The sequence below is a fragment of the Paenibacillus auburnensis genome, assembly GCF_927798115.1.
GTDB lineage: Bacteria > Bacillota > Bacilli > Paenibacillales > Paenibacillaceae > Paenibacillus_AQ > Paenibacillus_AQ auburnensis.
Window position 1 is genome coordinate 343,202 of sequence record NZ_CAKMMG010000004.1, and the last position, 23,597, is coordinate 366,798.

Here is a 23,597-nt window from a genome sequence, read left to right on the forward strand (position 1 = left end):
TTCATCCCATTGGAGGGTTCAGTAATGCCTGAAGTTAGCGAGCAAAGCATCGGCCTTATGCTGGCCGAGCATAGACAATTTTTTGACAGCGGGGTGACCAAGGAGACAGCCTTCCGGCTCCGTCAGCTGCAGAAGCTGGGAGACGCCATCCGCAGGCACGAATCCCGGATCATCAAGGCACTGCATCAGGATCTGCGCAAAAGCGAGTTCGAAGCCTACGCCACGGAAATCGGCTTCACGCTGGACAGCATCGGCTATATGATGAAGCATCTCAAGCGGTGGATGAAGCCCGTTAAGGTCCAATCTCCGCTGCACATGTTTCCGTCGAAAAGCCTGATCATCAGTGAGCCTTACGGCACCGTACTCATTATCGGGCCATTCAATTACCCGTTCCAGCTGCTGATCGAGCCGCTGATCGGGGCTATCGCCGCCGGCAACTGTGCAGTTCTGAAGCCGTCGGAGAGCACTCCGGCCGTTTCAGCTGTGATCGAGGAATTGATCAAGGAGACCTTCGAGCCCGGCTATATCCGGGTAGTGCAAGGCGAGAAGGAAACGACCAATCTGCTGATCCACGCCAAGTTTGACTATATTTTCTTCACCGGCAGCGTGCCCGTCGGCAAAATTGTCATGGCAGCCGCCGCCAAGCAGCTTGTTCCCGTCACCCTGGAGCTGGGCGGCAAAAGCCCGGTCATTGTCGATAAAACGGCCAATCTGGAGACGGCTGCCAAGCGGATCGTGTGGGGGAAGCTAATCAATGTCGGGCAAACCTGCATCGCGCCGGATTACCTGCTGGTCCACAAGGAGGTTGCCGCGGAGCTGATCTCCCTGATGAAGCAATCCATCAGGGCCTTTTACGGAGAGAATCCCCGCAGTAATCCGGATTACGGGCGGATCGTGAATGAACGCCAGCTGCAGAGAATCGCCGGAATGATTGAAGGGGACCGCTCCAAGATTATTACTGGGGGCACCGTTCTACCGGAGGATCTGTACATTGAGCCTACCTTGCTCTACCCGGCCACTTGGAGTGATGCCGCGATGGAGGATGAAATCTTTGGGCCCGTGCTGCCGATTATCGAATTTGGCCGGCTGGAGGAAGCGATCAGCAGCATCAATCAGCATCCGAAGCCGCTGGCCCTCTATCTGTTCACCGAGGACAAGCAGGTGGAGCAGCAGGTACTGGGCAGTGTATCCTTCGGGGGAGGCTGCGTGAATGATACCATCAGCCATGTTGCCAGCTCCCGCCTGCCGTTCGGCGGTGTCGGCAATTCCGGCATCGGCGGGTATCACGGCAAGCACAGCTTTGACCTGTTCTCCCACCGCAAGAGCATCGTCAAAAGAAGCTCAAGGGTCGATTTCGGCATTGTGTACCCGCCTTACGGCAATAAGATTAAGCTGGTTCGCAAGCTATTGAAGTAAGCTGTTGCACAGTAAAACAAGGAACACCAAAAAGCGGCTATCCTGATTCGGAATAGCCGCTTTTTGCTATGTTCAAAGTTTGCCCATGTATAGAATTCTCCCGGAATTCCCGCCTCAGCCAGCCCGTCTCCCCTTTACCCAGTCGGCAACGTCATGCTGCGGAATCGGCTTGCTGATGAAGTAGCCCTGGATTTTGTCACAGCTGGTCCGTTCCAGAAAGGCGAGCTGTTCCGGAGTTTCCACGCCTTCGGCAGTGACGTTCAGCCCCATGTCATGTCCGATCGTGACGATGGACCGGGCAAGTGACATGTTGTTAGGGGTATCGATACTGTCGATGAACGACTTGTCGATCTTCAGAGTCGTGATCGGCAGCTGCTTCAAATAACTGAGTGAGGAATAGCCTGTCCCGAAATCATCCAGGGCGATGCCGATTCCCATCTCCTTCAGCGACTCCAGCTTCGTGCTGATTGCTTCAAAGGATTCCATGAAGATGGACTCCGTAATCTCCAGCTCCAGGTATTCCGGAGGCAGGCCGGTTTCCTGCAGAATCCCCAGTACCATATCCGTGAAATCATCCAGCATCAGCTGAATCACCGAAATGTTCACCGAGATATGATAGCCCTCATAGCCCTGTCCATGCAGATCCTTAATGAACTGGCAGGCCGTACGGAGCACCCATTCCCCGATCGGCACAATGAGCCGGCAGTCTTCGGCGATCTTAATGAACGATAGCGGGGAAACAAAACCAAGCACCGGACTGTTCCAGCGGATCAGTGCCTCGAACCCCCAGATTCCGCCTGAAGCGGTATCCACCAGCGGCTGATAGTGCAGCGACAGCTCATGATTGGCAATTGCATTTCGGAGATGCGATTCAATCACCATGCGTTCATCAAAATGCTGCTGCATATCCCGTCCGTAGATGACATACGTCCCTTTACCTGCTTCTTTTGCTTTATACATCGCAATATCCGCATTCTTCAGCAATTCCTCTGCATTGACCCCATTGTCCGGATATTGGGCAATTCCGATACTTGTGGAAATATGTACAATGCTGTCATCAAGCTGGAACGGCTCCCTAAAACCCTGCACCAGGGAATCCGCGTAGGCAGTCACTTCTGCAAAACCCTTGCTGTCCTGGAACAGAATGACGAATTCATCACCGCCAAACCGGAAATGCCTGCTGCGGCTATCTGACAGTTCCAGCAGCCGCTCGCCGACCTTCACCAGCAATTCATCCCCAAAGGTATGTCCCATCGTATCATTGATATATTTGAAATTATCGATGTCGAGGAAGAACAGCGCCGCGTGGCCGCCCGAATGATCCCTGATAAACTGCTCCAGCGCTTCAGTCAGGGACAGGCGGTTCGGCAAGCCGCTGAGCACATCGTTATAGGCCAGCTGCCGGTACTTCTCTTCACTGGTCTGCAGCAGTTCCTGGTTCTCCACCACTTTGTTGTACTGCTCCATCAGCTCATCCTGCAGTGCCGTAAGCTCCTCGTAGGTAGACTCCAGCTCCTGATAACTCATCTGCAGCTTGCTCTCGTATGCTTTGCGGTCCGTGACATCAACCATGGAGCCGGCAAAACGGACGAAGCCGCCGCTGTTGTTGCGCAGTACCTTGCCCCGGGCCTGGAACCACTTATATTCGCCCGATTTGCTCCGCATCCGGAATTCACTGTAGTAATAAGAGGTTCGGCCCTCCAGATGCTGGGTGCGCTGGCGGTTCTCCTGGTCTGCATCCTCGGGATGGATGAGATCTCTCCATCCGCCATGACTTTCACCTACTTCATCCCGCTCATATCCGAGCAACTCGTACCAGCTGTCAGAGAAATAGTAGACCATGGTCGACATATCGACATCCCAGATTACCGCATCTGAGGCATAGGTCGCCAGATCGAAGCGCTCGTTGCTTTTCTCCAGATTATTTCGTATCCGTTTGACAAGCTGTACGTAAAACAACAGGATTAAAATAAAGGCCAGCAAGACCGCAAACGCGGCGATGATACTGAGCACTAGCTCCTTATACGTCTCATAGAAGGAAAAGGGCTTGTTAATGACTTCGCTGCCCTCCGGCAGCTTTTTCAGGGACACATGGAACCGCTGCAGTTCATTGTAATCAAAAACATTGCGCACGCTGCTGTCATTGACGACCGGGATATTGTCCGGGCGCTCCCCCTGCAGAATCCGCACAGCCAGGTCGGCTGCCGTCTGCCCCTGGATGATTCCGCTAATCAGACTTCCGCCAAAAGCTCCGTGATTTAAGCCGAAATCATAGATATGGTATACCGGAACACTGCTGCTTTTGCCGAGCTCACTTGAGAACCGGTCAAATTCAGCCGTTCTTCCGGTCGAGTCACTAAAGTATGTAGTCATAAGCACAATACTGTCTGATGGAAGGAACGAGACTTGATCTATAATCTGTTGTCTGGAGAGGCGATTCATCGGATATAGCTGCAGCTCCGGATGAAGTGACGAAATCTGTTCCATCACCATTTGGCCGGTGGAGAGTCCGCTTTCCGTATTGTCATACAAGACATATACTTTACGGAGAGACGGATTGATTTCCAGCGCCATTTGAACCGTATGGGCAGGGTTAATCTTTTCGATGACACCGGTAATGTTATTCAAATCATGTAAACCTTCCACACCCAGCTCGTTAATGCCGCTGAATATGACCGGTGCATTATCCAGAATTTCTTGGCGGTATTTAATTGCGAAGTTCAGTGCAGCATCATCCGTCGTAATAATGGCATCAATATGCATGGATTGATACTTGAGCTTGATCGTCTGATAGAACTGCTTGAGGTTGTCTTTGCCGGGGTAACGTTTCCAATCCATGTACTCACTGTAGATCACAGGCTGTTCGGGTGCATTCTTGAGCGTTTCTTCAATGCCGGCCCCCTGATCGTCTGTCCAGGCAAACCCTTTATGATAGGAATGCAGTACAAGCACATTCTTAGGCGGCAGTTCCTCTGCACTGACAGACGCCGGCTGATAAAGGAACCCATACAGCATAAGAAATAACAGGAAGCCCTTGAATACCTTGAGATGAGTTTTTCTTAAGCCCATAAGTACACTCCCATTCATCGATCCCAAAGTAAAAACCGGAAGATTTCGACAATAATTAATTCGTTGAAACCCTTTTTCCATCCTCTTTTGCTTGAAAAAAGCGTTAACATTCACTGTGACTGGGCTATGCTACCTATTAATAGGACTGTCTGCTTTAATTATATGGGCAAACGCTGATTTTTGAAATCATTAATAGGATGAATAAGGCTAGCCCTGGATAGACACTGCGCCGGCATCCACGTTAGAATTAATTTTGTTAAGATCCGCTTAGGGACAGGAGGCTGATATTATGCCTACAATTAAAGATGTAGCACTAAAGGCAGGTGTTTCGGTTACCACCGTATCCCGGGTGCTCAACAACAGGGGGTATCTAAGCGAGGAACTGAAGAAAAAGGTTCTGCTGGCGATGGATGAACTGAACTACCGGCCTAATGAGCTTGCCCGTTCGCTCAGCCGTTCAAGGTCCAATATTATCGGCCTGATCATCCCCCATGTCTCGCATCCCTTCTTCGGTGAGCTTACTGGCTATATTGAGGAGCATGCCTATCGTAACGGCTGCAAACTCCTGCTCTGTAATTCCTGGCAGGATAAACATAAAGAACTGGAATATATCGATATGCTGCGATCCAGCCGGGTGGACGGGATCATTATGGGCAGCCATACGCTGGAGGTGGAGGCCTACCAGCAGATGAATCTGCCCCTGGTCACCTTTGACCGGCAGATCTCACCCGATATTCCTTATGTGTGTTCAGATAACTACCTTGGCGGCCAATTGGCTACGACTTTATTAATTGAAAAAGGTTGCCGCAATATCGCCCATATCGGCGGGCATCCCGGCCTGAATATATTATCAGGGCTCCGTGCGGAGGCTTTTGCCGATACCGCAGCTGCACATCAGGTTCAGCATACTTTGCTGCATACGGATGATAACAGCTTTGATGTCGCAGCGTATGAGCGGCTGCTTGCGCAATTGTTCCGTGAACAGCCCGGCATTGACGGGATCTTTGCCGGCAGCGATATGATCGCCGCTTATGCCCTTAAGGCCTGCATGGAGCGCGGCAGACGGGTTCCCGGGGATGTGCGGATTGTCGGCTATGACGGCATTGCGCTGCGCAATATGCTCGGACTTCCGCTCAGCACGATCCGCCAGCCGATTGAAGCGATGGGCAAGCTGGCCGTGGAGTTAATTATCCGGCAAGTGCATGGAGAGAGCGTCTCCGCCGAGTACATACTGCCTGTTGAACTGGAAGAAGGCGCTACGACATAATAACTGCCTGGCCGATTATATTAGGAGCTGCTGTGTCCCACACTGCAGCCTGTTTCGACAAAATATGAGCTTTAGTCGTCTGCCAGGCAACCACTCCTATTTACTGGGAGCAATACGACATCACATGGAGAGGTAGTGAGGATTCATGATTCAGGCTATTTCAGAACTGACGCGGCTGTTGACCGCTGTCCCCGAGGCCTTTGCCCAGGTCGATGCCGCAGATGCAGCCGCACCCCGTCCGGGGGGCAAATGGTCCAAGCTGCAGCTCCTCGGCCATCTATGCGACTCGGCGCTCAACAATCTGTCCCGTTTTATCAAAGTGCAATACGAGCCTCAGCCGCTCAGCCTTGCCCTCTATGACCAGAATGAATGGGTAGCCGCCCAGCAGTATGCAGGCACCCCCAGGGAAGAGATCCTATCGCTCTGGATCAGTCTCAACCAGTCCGTCCTTCGGGTGATATCCGGTCTTTCCCCTGCCCAGCTTGAGCTTGTGTTCCGGCTTGAAACTGGAGAAACGGTTACCCTGCAGTGGCTGATTGACGATTATCTGAACCATATGAAGCATCATCTGGGACAGATTTTTCCTGATACGGAGTTATAGGCAGTGCTTTTATACATCTAAATCATGCTAGATAACAGCAAAGCCGCGGCTTCTCCCTTAAGGAGAACCGCGGCTTTTGGTTTGTTGTGTAACAGCTCCGTTATTTCCTGAGCAGCTCCAGGAGCCTCTCCAGGGTCAGCTCTGAGGTTGAAGACAGCAGGAGATCAGCTTCGCCCAGCAGCTCCGCGCTGCCGATGCCCACAGCTGTCATACCGGCAGCCTTGATGGCAGCTATCCCCGCCGATGCATCCTCCACACCAATGCAATTTCGTGGTGTTACTCCAAGCAACTCCGCTGCGGTCAGGAAGATTTCCGGGTCGGGCTTGCCCCTGCGCAGCCCGGCCGGATCGGCTATCGCCTGAAATCGTCGGGCAATGCCGAGCCGCTCCAGAATCAGCGGAGCATTCAGGCTGGCCGAGGCCAGTGCGGCATCAATGCCCCGCTGCGCCAGGGAATCCAGCAGCTCCGGGATACCCGGCAGCAGATGTTCTGGCGTGATGCTGCCGATCATCTGCTTATAGTGATCGTTCTTCTTCTCTGCCAGCCGAAGCCGCTCTGCTTCCGTTAACTTAAGACCGCTGCCTTCCAGCACAATATCCAGCGATTCCATGCGGCTGACCCCCTTCAGCCGTTCATTCTTCTCACGGTTGAAGGGGATGCCCAGCTCATCGGCCAGGGCTTGCCATGCCTGGTAGTGGAACTCGGCAGAGTCGGTGATCACGCCGTCCAGATCGAAGATTACTGCCTCGAGCTGCCGGGCAAGCGGGATACTCACCGGTTCCTGCGATAGCAGCGTTAAGATCCGGTCTCTGTGTTTGATCTGAAGGCTGGTGCCTTCCAGCAGTGTATAGACGGCTGCCCCGCTGTCCACGTAGATGTCCAGCAGCTGGCCGCGGACTGTAATCTTGAAGCGGTAGCTCTCCCACTGCTCCGGCAGTACTGGAGCAAAGCACAGCATCCCATTATACTGCCGCAATCCGCCGAACCCGTTCACAATGGACATCCAGGAACCAGCCATGGCGGCCATGTGCAGCCCGTCCTTGGCGTTGCGGTTAATGTCATCCAGATCCATCCGTACGGTGCGGTCGAAGTAGGCATACGCCCCGGCCAAATCGCCGATTTCCGCCGAGACGATGCTGTGAATGCAGGGCGACAAAGAGGAGTCATGTGTCGTCAGCGGCTCGTAGTAGTTATAATTGCGGATTTTGTCAGCCAGGCTGAACTTGTCTCCAAGCAGGAACATCGCCATTACCAGATCCGCCTGCTTGAGCACCTGGTGGCGGTAGATCACCAGCGGATGATAATTCAGCAGCAGCGGGTATTTGTCAGCAGGCGTATTCTCGAAATCCCATTTCCGCTTCGTCAGGAATGTATCATCCTGTGCATAGATGCCCAGTTCCTCGTCAAACGGAATAAACATCTTGCCGGCAGCTTCCTTCCAGCTCTCCGCCTCTTTCATGGACAGCCCAATTGCCTGCCGGAGCCGCTCGTAATCCTCCGGATAGTGCTGCTCCAGCAGCCGGGCGGTCTCATAGGCATAGAGGAACTGGTCCTGGACCATCAGATTGGTATAGGCATTATTATTCACAATTGCCGTGTATTCATCAGGCCCCGTTACCGCATCGATACAGAAGGCTCCACCGCGCGCCGGATTGAAATGCCCGAGATCCAGCCAGAAGCGTGAGGTTTCAAAGAGAATCTCCGCCCCTTTTCGGACCAGAAAATCAAGGTCTCCCGTCGCCTGCACATATTGCTTGAGCCCATAGGCGATATCTGCGTTGATATGTGCCTGGGCCGTCCCCGCCGGGAAATAGGCGGAGTTCTCTTCGCCGTCTATCGTACGCCAGGGATACAGTGCCCCCTTCTGCGACATCACGGCGGCCCGTTCCCGCGCCTTGCCGAGTGTGGCATAACGGAATTCCAGGAGCGCCCGGCTGACAGCCGGCTGTGTGTACGTAAAGAACGGCAGCATGTACATTTCCGTATCCCAAAAGTAGTGGCCTTCGTACCCTTCGCCGGTCAGTCCTTTGGCGGCAATGTTGGTTACACCATCCTTGCCGGTGGACTGCAGCAGCTGAAACATATTGAAGCGGATGCCCTGCTGCAGTGCGGGATCGCCCTTGATCTCCACATCGGTATGTCCCCAGAACTGGCCGAGATACGACTGCTGTTCATCCGCCAAGCTGCTGAAGCCACAGGTTTCAGCCATGCTGAGCACCTTAACACTACGGCTCTGCAGCTCCTCTTCCGGATAGTCCTTCGAGGTATGGTACGTGATATATTTGGTCAATGTCACGGATTCCCCGCTCTGCACTGCAGCTCCGTAACAGACCCAGATCCGCTGGCCGATCAGCTGCCGGCTCAGCTCACGGCCGGACTCCGCCTGCAGCCCATGGCTTACAGCCGTCAGCAGGGCAAACCGGGTATGCCGCGTCCGCTGCCGCATCCAGAGGATGTCCGCCGCTTCGTCATAGCCGGCATCTTCCAGCAGCAGGCTGGGTTCGGCACTGCCCGATCCGAGCCGCGGGTCATCGCTGGCCTCGGTGCGGGTAATCTGCCCGTCCAGCGCAGAGACAAACTGCAGCGTGCCGGAGAAATTCAGCGCCGTCACCTTGTATTCGATTGCAGCCAGGTGCTTGTGCTGCAGGGATACCATCCGCCGGATCATTAGCAGCACACGGTGTCCCGCCGGTGATTCCCATTCCACCTCGCGGTGCAGTATACCGCTCTTCATATCCAGCCACCGCCGGTAGCGGTGAACGGTCCCGCTGTCCAGCCGGAAGGTATGCCCTTCAATACTCAGCTCTATGATCCGCGCATCGGTCACATTCAGCATCGACTGGTTCCGCGCCGGGAGCCCGAAGGCCCCCTCGGGATACACAATCGGCTCAGAGTCATAGAACCCGTTCAGGTAGTTCCCGGCAACCGAGGTGCCGGTCGTTCCATGGTAGCCTTCCTCGAAGTTGCCGCGCATGCCGATATACCCGTTGCCGAGCGCAAACACACTCTCGCTCCGCTGATTGTTCTCATCCTCAAAGGCATCCTCGCCGAGACTCCATTCCCGGTAAGGGTACAACGCCGGCGGATGCTCATATGGCTTCATCTTCATGGTAGTCATTCTCCTCCATTCGCTGCTAACCTTTGACGGATCCGCCCATCAGCCCTCTGACGAAATACTTTTGCAGCAGGAAGAAAATCGCCAGCGGCATCAGCATCGAGATGAATGCAGCGGAAGTCAGCAGATGCCAGTCATTGCCCCGTGAGCCGACCAGATCCGCAATCTTCATCGACATGACCTGAACGGAAGGCTGGTTGCCGATAAAGATCAGTGACACCAGATAATCATTCCATACCCAGAGGAACTGGAAGATGCCGATGGAGGCCAGTGCAGGCACGGACAGCGGCAGAATCAGTCTGCTGAATATCGTGAAGTGGCTTGCCCCGTCGATAAACGCCGACTCGAACAAATCCTTGGGCAGCTGGCTGATAAAGTTATACATAAAATAGGTAACCAGCGGCAGGCCGAAGGCGGTATGCGCCAGCCAGATGCCCAGATAGCTGCCGTTCAGCCCGAGCGCCGTATAATCCTTCAGCACCGGAATCAGTGCCACCTGAATCGGAATGACCAGCATGGCTATGATGATTACGAATAATGTTTTGCGGCCCGGAAAGCGCAGCCAGGCAAAGGCATAGGCGGCAAAAGAGGCAATCAGCACCGGAATGACCGTGGCCGGAACTGCTATCGTCAGCGTATTCCAGAACGCCTGCGATAAGCCTGTGCCCTTCTGCATCGTTTCACTGCCATCAGCTTCCTTGAGTTTATACTCCTTACCGGACAGCACATTGTTATAATTGTCGAGCGTCAGATCAGGAACTGTTTTCCACCCCTGCTCCTGCACATTGATTGTGCGTGCCCGGCGGTTCTCCCAGATCAGGCGGCTGTCGTCCGCCTTCACACCCGCTTTTAACTGGTCATCGCTGTAGGTCTTGCCGTTCACCTCAATCGGCTCCCGCAGATCCACATCCTTGGACAGCTTCAAGGTCTCGCCTGCCGTCCATTCCTGATGGGGGAATACCTTCCACCAGCCGGTCTGCAGAATATCCGCTGCCGGACGGAAGGAGGAAATAAAGAGCCCCAGTGTCGGAAGCAGCCAAATGAAGCAGATGACGCCGAGTATAAGGTTAACTACCGTTTTGCTGCCTTTTCTTTTCTTTTTGCCGACCATTAGAATCCCCCCTGCTTGCGGAACTGGCGCAGATTAATCAGAATGACAGGCAATACCGCGATCAGGAGCACAATAGCCAGCGTCGAGCCGTACCCGAAATTACGGTACATGAAGAACTGCCGGTAGAACTGCGTCGCTACTACTTCTGTATCGTATTGACCTCCCGTCATCACCATGACGACGTCAAATATTTTCAATGTAAAGACGATGATCGTTGTAGTCACAGTGAGGATGGTGGAAGAGATGAACGGAATCATAATTCCGAAGAAAATCTTCACCTCACCGGCGCCGTCGACGCGTGCTGCTTCGAGAATATCGTCAGGAACGCCTTTGATTGCTGCGGAAAAGATAACCATGGCAAACCCCGTCTGCATCCAGATCAGGATGATAATGAGGAAAAAATTATTCCAGGGCTGCAGCATACTCGTCCAGGCCTGCGGTTCACCGCCAAAATAAGTGACCATCGCGTTCAGCAGTCCGATCTGCTCATCACCCGGCTGATAATAATAGACAAACTTCCAGATAACGCCTGCGGCGACAAACGAAATGGCCATTGGCATGAAAATGATCGATTTGGCGATTTTCTCGTAGCTGCTGCGGTCAGCCAGAATGGCAATGAGCAGCCCGAAGCAGACACAGGCCAGCGTGCCGACAAACACCCACAGCAGATTGTTGCGCAGTGCCGTAGCCATCAAGTGGTCGCTGAAAATCGCTGCATAGTTGCTGAGTCCCACGAATTTCTCTGAAGAAGCGTTGAAAAAGCTTAAGTACAGTGTCCGCAGCGCCGGCAGGATTAGCAGCCAGCCGAGAATAATGACCGCAGGTCCGATAAAAATATAGGGAAGCACTTTTCTGCGGATATGATCAGGGTACTGTTCAACAGCCCAGGTCAGGGTGTAGTAGATCAGATAAACACCCAGCACGCCCCACAGCACCGCCAGAACGGCAGTCAGGAGCGGATTAAGCGTGGAATCACGGAAAAACATGAAGATCAGCCCGTTAACAACGATGTTCGCGAGCAGCACACCGAGTGATAACAGCACCGCCCTGGCACTGATTCTCTGCTTGGCCTGCGTACCCGTAACCCCGGGCTTCGCCTTTATTTGTGCATCCATAGTAGCTCCTCCTATAAGTTTTGCGCAGCAAAACTTGCCTCGTAAGCATACGCTTGGTTTTGCGCAGCAAAACTGCTTCGTAAGCATACGCTTGGTTTTGCGCCGCAAAACTCTTTTCGTAAGCGGTCAAACAAATAAAAAGAGGGGCAGGATGTCATTCACAGCAGTCTGCCCCTCTTCCAATCCATGGTGTTCCTGAGATTTGCCTGCTTTACCTCTTACTCTTAGTTGTTCCAGCCGGACTGAATCTGTTCCAGCGCCTGATCCAGCGTAGCTGTACCGCTCACGTAATCCGTCATGCCTTTCCAGAACGTTCCCGCGCCCACCTTACCCGGCATGAGGTCGGAGCCGTCGAACCGCAGGGTCGAAGCATCCTGTACCAGCTTCGCCATCCGGCGGTCGGACTCGGATTGGTACCAGTCGAGCGAAGCGTCATTCATTGGAGCGATTACGCCGCCTGATTGTACCCAGCTCTTGATCGATTCGCCTGTGGTGAAGAATTCCATAACCGCACGCACTTCCGGACGGTCATTGAACATTGCATAGATGTCACCGGCTACGAGGACCGGTTTGCCGTACTGCTCATCAATCGGCGGCAGGTAGAACCAGTCGTAGTCTTCATCAACCTTGGCTGTTTCCGGGAAGAAGCTCGTAATAAAGTTTCCGATCAGGTTGAACCAGGCCTTTGGCGGATTCTCGAACATTGGCTTCGGCGCGTCACCGAAGGCTGTAGTTACAATCGATTTGGTGCCGCCGTATACATAATCTTTGTTAAGCCAGATCTTAGACATAATTTCCACAGCGTTTTTCACTTCTGGAGAAGTAAACGGCAGCTCGCCGCTGACCCACTTGTCATAATTCTCCGGTGTTGTCGTACGCAGCATGATATTTTCGATCCAGTCCGTTGCCGGCCAGCCTGTAGCTGCACCGCTCTCAATACCGATCGCCCATGCCGGATCGCCATCCTTGGCAATCTGCTCCGTGAGCGCCATCAGCTCATCCCAGGTCTGTGGAACAGTATAACCCGCTTCATCAAATTGCTTCTTCGGATACCAGACCAGACTCTTCACATTGCTGCGGTTCCAGATCCCGGCCATGATCTTGCCGTCTTTGCCGTCCATAGTGGACATATCAAGCCAGCTCTGATTGTAATTGCCCTTGAGCTTCTCCTGATCAAGCACACCGTTCAGGTCAACCACCTTGCCGGTTTTGGCAATGGAGGCGAGCAGGCCCGGCTGCGGGAAATCGGCGATATCCGGCGCGTTGCCGCCATCAACCCGGATGTTGATTGTAGCTTCAAACTCTTTCGAGCCTTCATATTGAATATCAATACCGGTTTTTTCTTCGAATTCTTTGATACTGCTCTCAAACTTCACTTGGTCGGCGTCCACGAATGGCCCGAACATCGTTACTTTGGTTCCTTTATATTCACCCTTCATCGCTAATTCCAGCGGGCTTCCGGTTGCTGTGCCTCCTGCATTATTTGTCGATGTCTGGTTGTTATCAGTAGATGGTGCTTCCGTTGCGGCCTGCGGATCGGTTGGTGCGGCAGCATTATTGTTGTTATTTCCGCCGCATCCGCTCAGCATCATGGTGAAGGATAAACACAGCACCATAGCGAGTGACAGTTTACGTCCTGGAGCTTTCTTCATGTTTTCATACATCCCCTTATAATTGTATTAGAGACTGCATTTTGTCTGCTGTTTCCGGGAATCTCCCTCGTCCGCCCGCTGAACCACCTCCTTGCAAAGCTTTTCAAAAACGGGTTCATAACCTGGTTTACACCTAAATATGATCTTCACCGAGACTACAATATAACGCTTACATTTCCATATTATCATATAATGTATGCGTTTCCAACTATCACCCCGCATAATTTTCCCTTTTTTTTATTTCAATATTTAAATTTAGTAGTGAACTGTAGAAAATCCCCTTAAGGTGTCGAAACAAACCGGCATTAAATACTGTTAAATCAGGCTTTATTGCGGTAATCCTTACGGGTGGGACATCTGAAAAGCTTTTCATAATAGAATAGAAACGTCCTTGCTATCCTTATGCAAAGACAGGGGCGTTTCATCATACAGACCGGCATCAGCTTATTTCTCCCGGGAGGATTCTCTCACAATTAGCTTATGCTCCATTTTTTCTTTCATTACAGCAACACTGCCGGTAGTCAGCAATTCATGCAGCTTCTCCGCGGCACGGTAACCCAGCTGGTAGATTGGTTGGGCGATGGTTGTCAGTTTGGGAATAAACATGCCGGACATCCGCAAATTATCAAATCCGATTACGGATACCTGCCCCGGCACCAGGATATTACGGTCTTTGAGATACGAGATCGTCCCCATGGCGAACTCATCAGCCACACAGAAGACAGCAGTGAGCTCCGGGTAATCGCTGAACAGCTCATGCGATGCCTGATAGGCATGCTCAAAACGGTGGTTGGCGTACTTGATCTTCTCCACATTCCGCTCCAGCCCAGATTCCGTAAGCGCTCTGACAAACCCGGCAACACGCGGCGGCCCGGATACCGAATTATCGTGATTAAAGCCGATCATGCCGATTTCCTTGTGTCCCAGCTCGATAAGGAACTTCACAGCCTCGTAAGCCGCCAGCTCATCATCAACCTCTACAGATGGAACCTCGTATTCATCAGAATGCGAAGACACCAGCACAAAAGGAATTCTGCAATCCACCAGCTTCTCATAATACTCTGGATAGAGCACATCACTGGCGAACACGATCCCATCCACCTGCTTCTCATGGAAAGTATCGATATAGGACAGCATTCGCTCCTTGTCACGGTCGGTATTGCAGATCATGAGACTGTAACCGAGCTTAATGCAGGCATCCTGCATCCCGCGGATCACTCCTGCAAAATACAGGTTCTCAATATCGGGAATGAGCAGGCCAAGTGTAAAAGACTTCTTGTAAATTAACCCGCGCGCAAACGCATTGGGCTGATACTTCAGTTCCTTAATGGCCTCAATGACCCTGTTGCGCTTGCCTGGTACTACCGTCTCCGGTGCATTCATAACCCGGGAAACGGTACTGATCGACACCTCCGCTAATCTGGCGACATCTTTAATTGTTGGTTTCATAGACGTAACTTCCTTTTTTAGAAAAGCTTTTCAAAACGATTATAGCAAGGCCTCCGTAAATTGACAACAGATTTAATTAACCGCTTACATTTTATTTTTTTGAGGCTATTAAAGCTATTTCAGTACCCATTCTATTGAGTAGAGCTACAACTTTATGGGCCAAGTCCATCATCTCTGAAAAGCTTCTCAATAGTAGCATCTGCGCTGTTCTAACCCCTTCTGGACGAAAAAGTCCCTTATTGGGGGAAGCTTTCTGCAGTTCCTGAGGCTGAGCAGTGCGACTGGCTGAAAGATCGGTTTGGCGTGCCGTGGCTTGCTTGGATGAGCTGGCTGATGCTTAGCTAACCTTTCCTTGATCTCAGTAGTTGGAATTTCTCCATCTACTTTTCTCTCGTCGGGCCCCGGGCAAGACTTAATTGGATTTTCTCCAACTATTTTCTTCTCTATGGATCAAAGTCAGCAGATTACAGGCATTTAGCTGGAGGAATTCCACCTATATTCTGCTTTTAGGCGAAAATGGATGAATTAGTTGGAGGTTTTCCCACTAGGTTTTTGCGGGTAAGTCCAGTCATACTGATAAGTCAGTCCATCAGGCGGTGGACCATCCATAGAGCATACGCCGTAACCAAAACAGTATTATAGACCTCCATCCTCCTCGCCTCCTCGCTTCTCATTCCTTACTCACTTCCCCACAGACACAAACTTACTTAAAGTGTGTAAATAGTATTATTTCATGTTATAATTACCGGGTAGATCAATTCATAGCTGCAAATACTGCTGTAAGATGTTAAGCCTATAACTTGGAGGGATTATTGTGAAACAACTGCGGGACATTCCCATTTCCGTGCTGGATCTCGCTCCGATTGTGGAGGGCGGAACAGCTGCGGATTCACTGCATAACACATTAGATTTAGCACGCCATGCCGAAGGTTGGGGGTATCACCGCTATTGGCTGGCGGAACATCATAATATGACCGGTATTGCCAGCTCGGCTACCTCTGTCGTTATCGGGCATGTGGCTGCCGGAACCAAGAGCATTCGTGTAGGTTCCGGGGGCATCATGCTCAGCAACCATGCGCCGCTCATGATTGCTGAGCAGTTCGGAACCCTGGAGTCCCTGTTTCCGGGACGCATTGATCTCGGTCTTGGCCGGGCACCCGGCTCCGACCAGGCGGCTGCAAGAGCACTGCGGCGCGGCCTCGGCAGTGACGGCAGCGAATTTCCTGAGCAGCTGAGCGAACTCAGAGCCTACTTCGATCCGAACGGCGCGGGTTCACGTCCGCTCGGAGTGCGCGCTACACCGGGCGAAGGCTTGAACGTACCGATCTGGCTGCTCGGATCAAGCGGGTTCAGCGCCCAGCTTGCGGGTCAGCTGGGCTTGCCGTTTGCTTTTGCCAGCCACTTTGCACCGGATTATCTGCTGCCTGCACTCCATCTATACCGCAGCAGCTTCAAGCCGTCAGCTTCACTCGACAAGCCGCATGTCATGGTTGGCCTCGGCATTACCGCCGCCGACACCACTGGAGCAGCACGCTGGCTGGCCACTTCGCAGCAGCAGCAGTTCCTGAACATTATCCGCGGCCGCACCGGCAAGCTCCAGCCACCGGTTGATGACATGGAGAGCCTATGGTCTCCCCAGGAAAAAGCGCTCCTGCTCGATAAGCAGAAATATTCCATTGCCGGAGACAAAGCATATATCAAGGAGCGTCTTCTGCAGGTGCTGGAGGAAACCGGGGCGGATGAATGGATTATTGCCTCGCAGATTTATGATCATACAGCACGGTTACGTTCCTACGAGCTGGTAGCGGAGCTAATCAAGGACAATTAAAAACGAATTTCCGTTTGAATCATTAGCAAGGAGATTACCCGGGGATAGGGAACTACCACTTCCTTCCGGTTGATCTCCTTGTTTTTTTGTGTTTTGTTCTTAATAAAAAACCTTGGTTTTCGATATAACCAAAGAAATAGTTAGAAAACTGAAGCTATTACCTGATATTGACCATAAATTATCTATATATTACTCATTTTCAATGAATTAAGGCGCTCCTATCGTTTTTGTTTATTTAAATTATTGATTATACTGTAATTATTCGTTATAACGAACATACATATGACCATACTATCTATAAGTACTGTTTCAATAGGCTGTAGTACCTCAAACATAGTAGTCCTCCAAAATACCACTTATATCGACAAGCGGTGGGGAAACAGCACAGATCCGGCGGATTCTTGTCGGGCTGTGCGGGGGCAGCGTTGCTTTCCAGTAGAAAGGGGCGGAGGAAAGTGAAGAAAAGATACCATATGACCATAATTGGCGCCTACATTCTAATTGTGCTGATCGGTGTTATCTGGCATGCCGGAGGTGTAAGTGCAGAGGACACGATTAAACTCACGGTCAATTCGCATACTAAAAGTACCGCCATTATGAGTAATATGCAGCCGGGGGACAAGAGTGCCTCAGAATATACGGTTATTAACGAAGGGTCAGAGCCGTTTGATTACTTTGTAGATTTCGAATTTCTCTCCGGAGACGTGGATTTGTACAATATTCTGCAAATGACCCTGCAAAAAGAGGGAGTAATTCTCTATTCCGGAGTGATGAGCCAGGCGGAGGGCCGTGTCGCCATAGGATCACTCCCCGGTGGCGGAACGGAAGCAATTCAAATGGATGTGGTTTTTCCCGCTGAGGCAGGCAATGAGTTTCAGGGGAAAAAGGTTGGCGTTGCCTTTAACTTCACCGCCTCCGCTTCACCGCAGCCGTCAACGGAACCTAGCCCTACACCTTCGGCTTCTGCTTCACCGGGGCCATCTGATGGAGCCAGCCCTACGCCTTCCAGTACTGTTTCACCGAATCCGTCAAGCAGCCCTAGCCCTGCACCGACATTCACCTCCATCCCTGGGGGTTCGCAACCACCGTCATCATCGCCTGCTCCGTCAGCAACTTCGGCTGTGACAGCTACACCGGGGACAGATGAAGTTACTGTAACTGATGCACCTGTTCCACTCGGTGGCGGCGACAATGCTCAAGCAACACCTTCTCCGGACTCAGGAAGCATAGCTACCGGCAGTTCGCCTACTCCGTCTGCCGATCCCGGGGTGACGGTGGACGATGACGAGCTCCCGCTCTCCCCGCAGGATGGCGGCGATAAACTGCCTGATACGGCAGAACCGTGGTATAACCTGATCTTAATCAGTATGGCGGTAGCGATCCTCAGCATCATCGTGCTGCGCAGACTGAATTCGAAGAAATAAGCCTAAGGGCCGAAGGTTGGAGGAGAGAGTATGAGGATACGTTCCGGGGTAGCTTTTGCCGTGAAGCTGATCTTCCTGCTCTCTCTCTGTGTACTGGTGTATTCTGCCGTGCAAATCTTCAAAGCGCCCGTGGAAGCCCGTCATGCCCTGGAGGATTGGGCGAAAAAGAGGGAGGAAGCTCCCCGGCTTACCGTCCCGGAAGACGAAACTCCGCTTCCCGCCGGTATGATCAACCTTCCCGCACAACCGGATGATTCCAGCGCCAGCACCAACACCAGCATCAGCCAATCCGGCACCACCTACACGGAGGGCGAGGTCATCGGAGAGATCTATTTTCCATCGCTGAACAAAAGAGTGGCCATCCTCGAAGGAACACAGCGTCCGCAGCTGAAAAGAGGGGCCGGGCACTACACGGGAAGCGCAGTAGTGGGCACAAGCGGCAACAGCGTGCTGGCCGGTCATCGCGATACAGTATTCCGCAGTCTCGGCAGCCTCAAAAAACATGATCTTATCGAGGTAGAGACGGTAGACGGCAAGTTCGTATATGAGGTTACAGGCAGTACGATTGTAGATGGCGAAGAGCGGGGGGCGATTAAAGAGAGCGATACCCCCATCCTTACGCTGATCACCTGCTATCCGTTCAGCTATGTCGGCTCAGCGCCGGAACGCTATTTGCTCTCCGCCTCGCTGATCGGCCGGGAGCCGCTGCTTCAGGAACAGCATTGAGATTTTTCTTAAGCAGATGGACCTGCAAAAGATGAGTCCCCGCACAGAACATGCTAATATAGAACTGCGGCACAAAGAAGCGGCTGTACCGGCTATCAGCCGGACGGCCTGTTTCTGCGGGAAGGTTCTGGCTTACGGATAGAGAATTCTATACTTAGATGTTGTTAGATGAAGAGGAGATGACTTGAATTGAAGGATGAACTGATTAAGCGGTTCGTTTCGTATGCGGTAATAGATACCCAGTCTAATGAAGAGAGCGATACCTGCCCCTCCACCCCCGGTCAGATGGAGCTGGCCCGCAAGCTGGTTTCTGAATTGCAGGAGCTGGGTCTTACGGAAGTAACGGTGGACGAGCATGCCTATGTTATGGCTACCCTGCCTGCGAACAGTGACAAGGATGTTCCAACCATCGGTTTCCTAGCCCACCTGGATACGGCGACTGATTTCACCGGAGCGAATGTGAAGCCGCAAATCATTGAGAACTATGACGGCGGGGATATTGTGCTGAACCCGGAGCTAAATATCGTCCTGTCAACGGACAGCTTCCCGGAGCTGCCTGAATACAAAGGGCATACGCTGATTACAACCGATGGCACCACACTTCTGGGCGCAGACAACAAAGCCGGAATCGCCGAGATCATGACTGCCATGGCCTATCTGCAGGCCCACCCTGAAATCAAACACGGCAAAATCAGAGTCGCCTTTACTCCCGATGAGGAAATTGGACGCGGGCCGCATAAGTTCGATGTTGCCGCCTTCGGCGCCTCTTATGCCTACACTGTAGACGGCGGGCCGCTCGGTGAGCTGGAATACGAGAGCTTCAATGCTGCTGCCGCCAAAATCAGCTTCAAGGGCGTGAACGTTCACCCCGGAACCGCCAAAGGTAAAATGGTCCATTCCTCGAAAATCGCCATGGCCTTCCATCTCAGACTGCCTACGGGTGAAGCACCTGAATTTACAGATGGTTATGAGGGCTTCTACCATCTGATCTCCATGCAGGGCTCGGCGGAGCACAGCAAGCTGGCATATATTATCCGTGACTTTGACCGCGCGAACTTCGAGAAACGCAAAGCGAATATCGCCGCTATCGTCGATGAATTCAAATCCACCTACGGCGATGACAATGTTGTGCTGGAAATGAATGATCAGTACTATAATATGCGTGAAAAAATCGAGCCGGTCCGCCATATCGTCGACATCGCCCACGAAGCGATGGTGAACCTCGGCATCTCCCCGGTGATCCTCCCGATCCGCGGCGGTACAGATGGTTCACAGCTGTCCTATATGGGGCTGCCGACGCCGAACATTTTTACCGGGGGAGAAAACTTCCACGGCAAGTTTGAATACGCCTCAGTCGATGTGATGCTGAAGGCCGTAAACGTCATTATTGAAATTGCCAGACTGTTTGAGCAAAGAGCCTAGCTGAAGGCTTCTTCTCGCAGCAGAAATGGTACAATGCCAACTGTTTAGAAAATGACAAATCCCCTCTATCCTCCTGCGAAGCAGCGGAAGGATAGAGGGGATTTGTTTGTATATTATGAAACGGCTGCCGGATGGCCATAACTGCAATACTGTCCGTAGCCGGGTTGTGCTATAGAACGCTCAATTGAAGCCAACTTAAGCCTTAACCGGCACCCAGCCCGGTGTATTGGTGATCGCGCCCCAAAGCGGGTCAGGGATCACAAGCTCACCTTGCGCTGCAGGGTCCAGTTCCGTCTTAATTTCACTGGCGCGTCCTTCCGCCACCTTCTGCACCCAGTCCGGTTCCATCAGCAGCGGGCGGCCCAGAGCCACCAGGTCAATGCCGGTGTCCAGACTCTTCAGCGCATCTTCCGCCGTGTACAGTGAACCGACGCCGATGACCGGTACGGCACCGGCACGATCAACAATCTGCTCAATTCTCGGCCGGCTGTCTTCCGTGCCGCGGCGCGGCAGCGACCACAGCTCCATGAGCGATGCATGCAGATAATCCAGTCCTTCCCCTTTGAGCGCATCAATCAGCGCAAAGGTCTCAGCCATCGTAATTCCCGGTGTTTCCGGTTCCTCCGGGGAGAAGCGGTAGCCAACTAGAAACGGGGAGGACGCATATTCACTCACGACCCGTTTCACTTCGCGCAGAACGGCGAGCGGGAAGGTCAGGCGTTTCTCCAGGCTTCCGCCCCAGCGGTCTTCGCGGAGATTGGAATGTGGGGAGAAGAACTGCTGAACCAGATAACCGTTTGCTCCATGAATTTCCACACCATCGAAGCCAGCGGTAATCGCCCGGCGGGTAGCCGCCCCGAAATCGGCGATGATGACTTGAATTTCTTCATCGGTCAGCGTACGCGGCACCGGTCCTTGCCCGCCGCCCGGCAGCTCCGCTGGAACACTGCTTGCACTGACGGTCTGGCCATCCGGCAGCAGATCCGGCGGGCACTGGCGTCCGCCGTGGAAAATCTGCAGCACAGCCTTGGCTCCCTGGCCCTTAATAGCATCCGCCAGCTCGCGCAGGCTTGGAATCAACTCGTCACTGTCGGCACCGAATTCACCGGGGAAGCCTTTCCCGCTCCGGCTCACATACACACAGGCCGTGATGACCATGCCAACGCCTTTGGAGCGGCGAATATAATAATCGATTTCCGGCTTGGAAACCGTGCCATCCTCATTGGAGGAGAAGTTGGTCATCGGGGCCATAACCACCCGGTTTTTCAGTGTAATTCCATTTTTGAAGCCGTAGTCGTCCAGCAGCTGACTGTAATTGGTTTGCGTCATGTCTTATTCCCTCCATTAATATAATCTATATAAGTATCACGGCAGGCGGTGATCAGCGGTGAACACATCACAGAATACCGCTATCCCTCCGCCTTAGCCTTAGCCGTATCCTTCCAGATCACTTTGTTTCCGTAATTTTTGCCCCAGTCATACATCATGCGCAGGACAGGCAGCAGGCTCTGCCCGTATTCTGTCAAAGAATATTCTACTCTCGGAGGGACCTCGGCATACACCTTTCTCAGCACAAGCTGGTCTTCCTCCAGCTCACGAAGCTGATTGGTCAGCATTTTTTGCGTAATATGGGGAATCAGCTTCTTCAGCTCACTGAAACGTTTGGTTCCTTCCAGGCCAAGATGCCACAGGATAATCAGCTTCCATTTCCCGCCGATGACGGCGAGTGTAAGCTCCTTCTCACAATTAATTTCCTGCAAATTAATACGGTCTTTAATATCCGTTGCCAAGATATGCGTCCTCCTTTCGTTCTCCACCATCATACTACAAAACACCCGGGGGCCGCACATCGCCGGCGGGAGCGCCGGACCAGAGAATCTATTACACATAAAGAACCGCAGGCTCGGCCTGCGGTCTTTATAGAAATATTGGTTTACTTACAGGTGCGGTTTATTCGCTGACTAAGCTTCCCTGCAGATTAGCTGCACTGAAGTCCGGCTGTGCTTCAATTGTAGTATCCCCTGCAGCTTTGGCTTTTTCGAGTGCGGCATTATAACGGGTATTCAGATCCTGAATCTCCTTGTCCAGATCTCCGCCGGTAAAGATATATCTGTTGAATACGTCCATCTTCTTGGTTCCCTCCAGGCGTCCTTCCGTAGCCCCGAATGGAGTGGCCGGATAGATTCCGTCAAATTTCGTCGGCAGGAAGTATTCGATTCCCGGGATATCCGGAGCTTTCGCTGCAGCAGCAACAGAAGGAATAACCGAAACGCCGTATCCGCCTTCCTGGTATGCAGTCTGCACCTCATCGCTGTACATCCACTCGATGAATTTCCAGGCTGCTTCCTTCTGCCCGGAATCCTTGCTCATCGCCAGATAGCTGCCGGAAATAACCTGGCTGGCACCGTTCTGCTTGCCGTCCACGGTTGGAGGCAGCGCTGCAGCCCAGCGGATATCCGTCGGAAATTGGGTTTTGTATACGCTAGGTTCAACAGAGTGGTTGAAGTACATCCCGATTTTGCCTTGGGCGAACTGTGCCCGCAGCGGGTCAATATCGAGCGATTCCGAACCCGGCATCATGCTGCCGTCCTCCACAATCTGGCGCAGCGCCTCAAGCGTCTCTTTATACATACCGAAGTCAAACTGGCCGGTCTGGAAGTTGAAGCCTTCCGTCCCTACTGTCTTGCTTAGAGTCGTAATCGGATGGGCAATACGCTCAAACCCGCTTCCGCTCTTGAAGTTACCGGCCAGGCCATAAGCGCCGATGTCTTTACCCGCTGCGGTAATCTTCTTGGCATCCTCCACCATTTCAGCCAGTGTGGTCGGCGGCGCGGCAATACCGGCCTTCTCGAACAGGTCGACGTTATAGATCAGGCGCCAGAACTGGCCGATATTCGGCAGGGTGTAGATTTTGCCGTCAATGGTATTCTTCTCATTAATAAGTACGTTCTCGAACCGGCTCTTCATTTCCGGCGTAATGTATTCATCAAAAGATTCCAGATAACCCTTCTTCACCCAAGTCGGCACGTTTCCTGTATCCACCCGCAGAATGTCCGGCGCCTGTTTACTGGAGAAGGCGATGTCCACGGACTGGGCATAGTTATCGGCCATCACCTTAAATTCAATATCCACACCCGGATTAAGCCCTTCGTATTCACTTATCTTTTGCTCAATGAAATCAGAATCATGACGGTCAATCGACCAGTAGACCAGCTTTGTTTGCTCAGCGGGTTTATCACTGCCGCCCTCTGCCTCTGTTGTTGCATTATTGTTCGAAGAGCATGCAGCCAGTGATCCTGCCAGCAGCAGCGAAGCTCCAGCCAGCATCCATTGATTTTTTTTCATCTAAAAACCCTCCCTTTTCTTTTTGTAATCGCATTCATTTGATATAAAAATTATAGA

16 protein-coding genes are annotated in these 23,597 nt (G+C 52.4%); 7 read left to right on the plus strand and 9 right to left on the minus strand.

Annotated elements, in window-relative coordinates:
- The first annotated feature begins 24 nt into the window (after positions 1 to 24).
- Positions 25 to 1,416 (plus strand): aldehyde dehydrogenase, encoded by a 1,392-nt coding sequence (locus L6H70_RS17125; protein ID WP_236335105.1) that lies wholly within the window; start codon positions 25 to 27, stop codon positions 1,414 to 1,416.
- A gap of 114 nt (positions 1,417 to 1,530) precedes the next feature.
- On the opposite strand, the gene L6H70_RS17130 is transcribed toward L6H70_RS17125, so the two are convergent.
- Positions 1,531 to 4,485 (minus strand): ABC transporter substrate binding protein, encoded by a 2,955-nt coding sequence (locus L6H70_RS17130; RefSeq protein ID WP_236335106.1) that lies wholly within the window; start codon positions 4,483 to 4,485, stop codon positions 1,531 to 1,533.
- Between the two features lie 289 nt (positions 4,486 to 4,774).
- Between L6H70_RS17130 and L6H70_RS17135 the strand changes: the two genes are divergently transcribed.
- Positions 4,775 to 5,752: a LacI family DNA-binding transcriptional regulator gene (locus L6H70_RS17135; RefSeq protein ID WP_236335107.1), complete on the plus strand. Its 978-nt coding sequence runs from the start codon at positions 4,775 to 4,777 to the stop codon at positions 5,750 to 5,752.
- Positions 5,753 to 5,897: 145 nt separating this feature from the next.
- Positions 5,898 to 6,353 (plus strand): DinB family protein, encoded by a 456-nt coding sequence (locus L6H70_RS17140; RefSeq protein ID WP_236335108.1) that lies wholly within the window; start codon positions 5,898 to 5,900, stop codon positions 6,351 to 6,353.
- A gap of 100 nt (positions 6,354 to 6,453) precedes the next feature.
- Here L6H70_RS17140 and pgmB read toward each other — a convergent pair whose 3' ends face one another.
- The 5 genes from pgmB to L6H70_RS17165 form a co-directional block, all read right to left on the minus strand.
- The gene (pgmB, locus tag L6H70_RS17145; RefSeq protein WP_236335109.1) at positions 6,454 to 9,462 is read right to left on the minus strand and encodes a beta-phosphoglucomutase; all 3,009 of its coding nucleotides are present in this window, start codon (positions 9,460 to 9,462) and stop codon (positions 6,454 to 6,456) included.
- Between the two features lie 25 nt (positions 9,463 to 9,487).
- On the minus strand, positions 9,488 to 10,579 hold the full coding sequence (locus tag L6H70_RS17150; RefSeq protein WP_054942418.1) for a carbohydrate ABC transporter permease: 1,092 nt from the start codon (positions 10,577 to 10,579) through the stop codon (positions 9,488 to 9,490).
- Positions 10,579 to 11,694 (minus strand): carbohydrate ABC transporter permease, encoded by a 1,116-nt coding sequence (locus L6H70_RS17155; protein ID WP_236335110.1) that lies wholly within the window; start codon positions 11,692 to 11,694, stop codon positions 10,579 to 10,581. The genes L6H70_RS17150 and L6H70_RS17155 overlap by 1 nt, the downstream gene beginning before the upstream one ends.
- A 224-nt stretch (positions 11,695 to 11,918) precedes the next feature.
- A complete protein-coding gene (locus L6H70_RS17160) occupies positions 11,919 to 13,346 on the minus strand; it encodes an ABC transporter substrate-binding protein (RefSeq protein WP_236335111.1) in 1,428 nt (475 codons plus the stop codon).
- 444 nt (positions 13,347 to 13,790) lie between these two features.
- A complete protein-coding gene (locus tag L6H70_RS17165; RefSeq protein ID WP_054942422.1) occupies positions 13,791 to 14,795 on the minus strand; it encodes a LacI family DNA-binding transcriptional regulator in 1,005 nt (334 codons plus the stop codon).
- 814 nt (positions 14,796 to 15,609) lie between these two features.
- On the opposite strand from L6H70_RS17165, the gene L6H70_RS17175 reads away from it, so the two are divergent.
- The 4 genes from L6H70_RS17175 to pepT all read left to right on the plus strand — a co-directional run bounded on the left by L6H70_RS17175 (position 15,610) and on the right by pepT (position 20,195).
- Positions 15,610 to 16,623: an LLM class flavin-dependent oxidoreductase gene (locus L6H70_RS17175; protein WP_236335112.1), complete on the plus strand. Its 1,014-nt coding sequence runs from the start codon at positions 15,610 to 15,612 to the stop codon at positions 16,621 to 16,623.
- Between the two features lie 455 nt (positions 16,624 to 17,078).
- The gene (locus L6H70_RS17180) at positions 17,079 to 18,047 is read left to right on the plus strand and encodes a hypothetical protein (protein ID WP_236335113.1); all 969 of its coding nucleotides are present in this window, start codon (positions 17,079 to 17,081) and stop codon (positions 18,045 to 18,047) included.
- 30 nt (positions 18,048 to 18,077) lie between these two features.
- Positions 18,078 to 18,773 carry a sortase gene (locus tag L6H70_RS17185; RefSeq protein WP_236335114.1) on the plus strand — a complete coding sequence of 232 codons (696 nt, stop codon included), beginning with the start codon at positions 18,078 to 18,080 and terminating at the stop codon, positions 18,771 to 18,773.
- Positions 18,774 to 18,962: 189 nt separating this feature from the next.
- Positions 18,963 to 20,195 carry a peptidase T gene (pepT, locus tag L6H70_RS17190; protein ID WP_236335115.1) on the plus strand — a complete coding sequence of 411 codons (1,233 nt, stop codon included), beginning with the start codon at positions 18,963 to 18,965 and terminating at the stop codon, positions 20,193 to 20,195.
- Between the two features lie 195 nt (positions 20,196 to 20,390).
- On the opposite strand, the gene L6H70_RS17195 is transcribed toward pepT, so the two are convergent.
- The 3 genes from L6H70_RS17195 to L6H70_RS17205 form a co-directional block, all read right to left on the minus strand.
- Positions 20,391 to 21,524 (minus strand): NADH-dependent flavin oxidoreductase, encoded by a 1,134-nt coding sequence (locus tag L6H70_RS17195; RefSeq protein WP_236335116.1) that lies wholly within the window; start codon positions 21,522 to 21,524, stop codon positions 20,391 to 20,393.
- A gap of 80 nt (positions 21,525 to 21,604) precedes the next feature.
- Complete coding sequence (locus tag L6H70_RS17200; RefSeq protein WP_236335117.1) at positions 21,605 to 21,985, minus strand: winged helix-turn-helix transcriptional regulator; 381 nt, start codon at positions 21,983 to 21,985, stop codon at positions 21,605 to 21,607.
- A 160-nt stretch (positions 21,986 to 22,145) separates the two neighbouring features.
- A complete protein-coding gene (locus L6H70_RS17205) occupies positions 22,146 to 23,540 on the minus strand; it encodes an ABC transporter substrate-binding protein (protein WP_236335118.1) in 1,395 nt (464 codons plus the stop codon).
- Positions 23,541 to 23,597: the final 57 nt, after the last annotated feature.

Excerpts from the sequence above, each read along its gene's own strand:
- L6H70_RS17135 (WP_236335107.1), top strand. The coding sequence starts at position 4,775 with ATGCCTACAATTAAAGATGTAGCACTAAAGGCAGGTGTTTCGGTTACC.
- L6H70_RS17185 (WP_236335114.1), top strand. The coding sequence starts at position 18,078 with ATGAGGATACGTTCCGGGGTAGCTTTTGCCGTGAAGCTGATCTTCCTG.
- L6H70_RS17195 (WP_236335116.1), bottom strand. The coding sequence starts at position 21,524 with ATGACGCAAACCAATTACAGTCAGCTGCTGGACGACTACGGCTTCAAA.
- pgmB (WP_236335109.1), bottom strand. The coding sequence starts at position 9,462 with ATGAAGATGAAGCCATATGAGCATCCGCCGGCGTTGTACCCTTACCGG.
- L6H70_RS17155 (WP_236335110.1), bottom strand. The coding sequence starts at position 11,694 with ATGGATGCACAAATAAAGGCGAAGCCCGGGGTTACGGGTACGCAGGCC.
- L6H70_RS17205 (WP_236335118.1), bottom strand. The coding sequence starts at position 23,540 with ATGAAAAAAAATCAATGGATGCTGGCTGGAGCTTCGCTGCTGCTGGCA.
- L6H70_RS17130 (WP_236335106.1), bottom strand. The coding sequence starts at position 4,485 with ATGGGCTTAAGAAAAACTCATCTCAAGGTATTCAAGGGCTTCCTGTTA.
- L6H70_RS17140 (WP_236335108.1), top strand. The coding sequence starts at position 5,898 with ATGATTCAGGCTATTTCAGAACTGACGCGGCTGTTGACCGCTGTCCCC.
- L6H70_RS17160 (WP_236335111.1), bottom strand. The coding sequence starts at position 13,346 with ATGAAGAAAGCTCCAGGACGTAAACTGTCACTCGCTATGGTGCTGTGT.
- L6H70_RS17165 (WP_054942422.1), bottom strand. The coding sequence starts at position 14,795 with ATGAAACCAACAATTAAAGATGTCGCCAGATTAGCGGAGGTGTCGATC.
- L6H70_RS17150 (WP_054942418.1), bottom strand. The coding sequence starts at position 10,579 with ATGGTCGGCAAAAAGAAAAGAAAAGGCAGCAAAACGGTAGTTAACCTT.
- L6H70_RS17125 (WP_236335105.1), top strand. The coding sequence starts at position 25 with ATGCCTGAAGTTAGCGAGCAAAGCATCGGCCTTATGCTGGCCGAGCAT.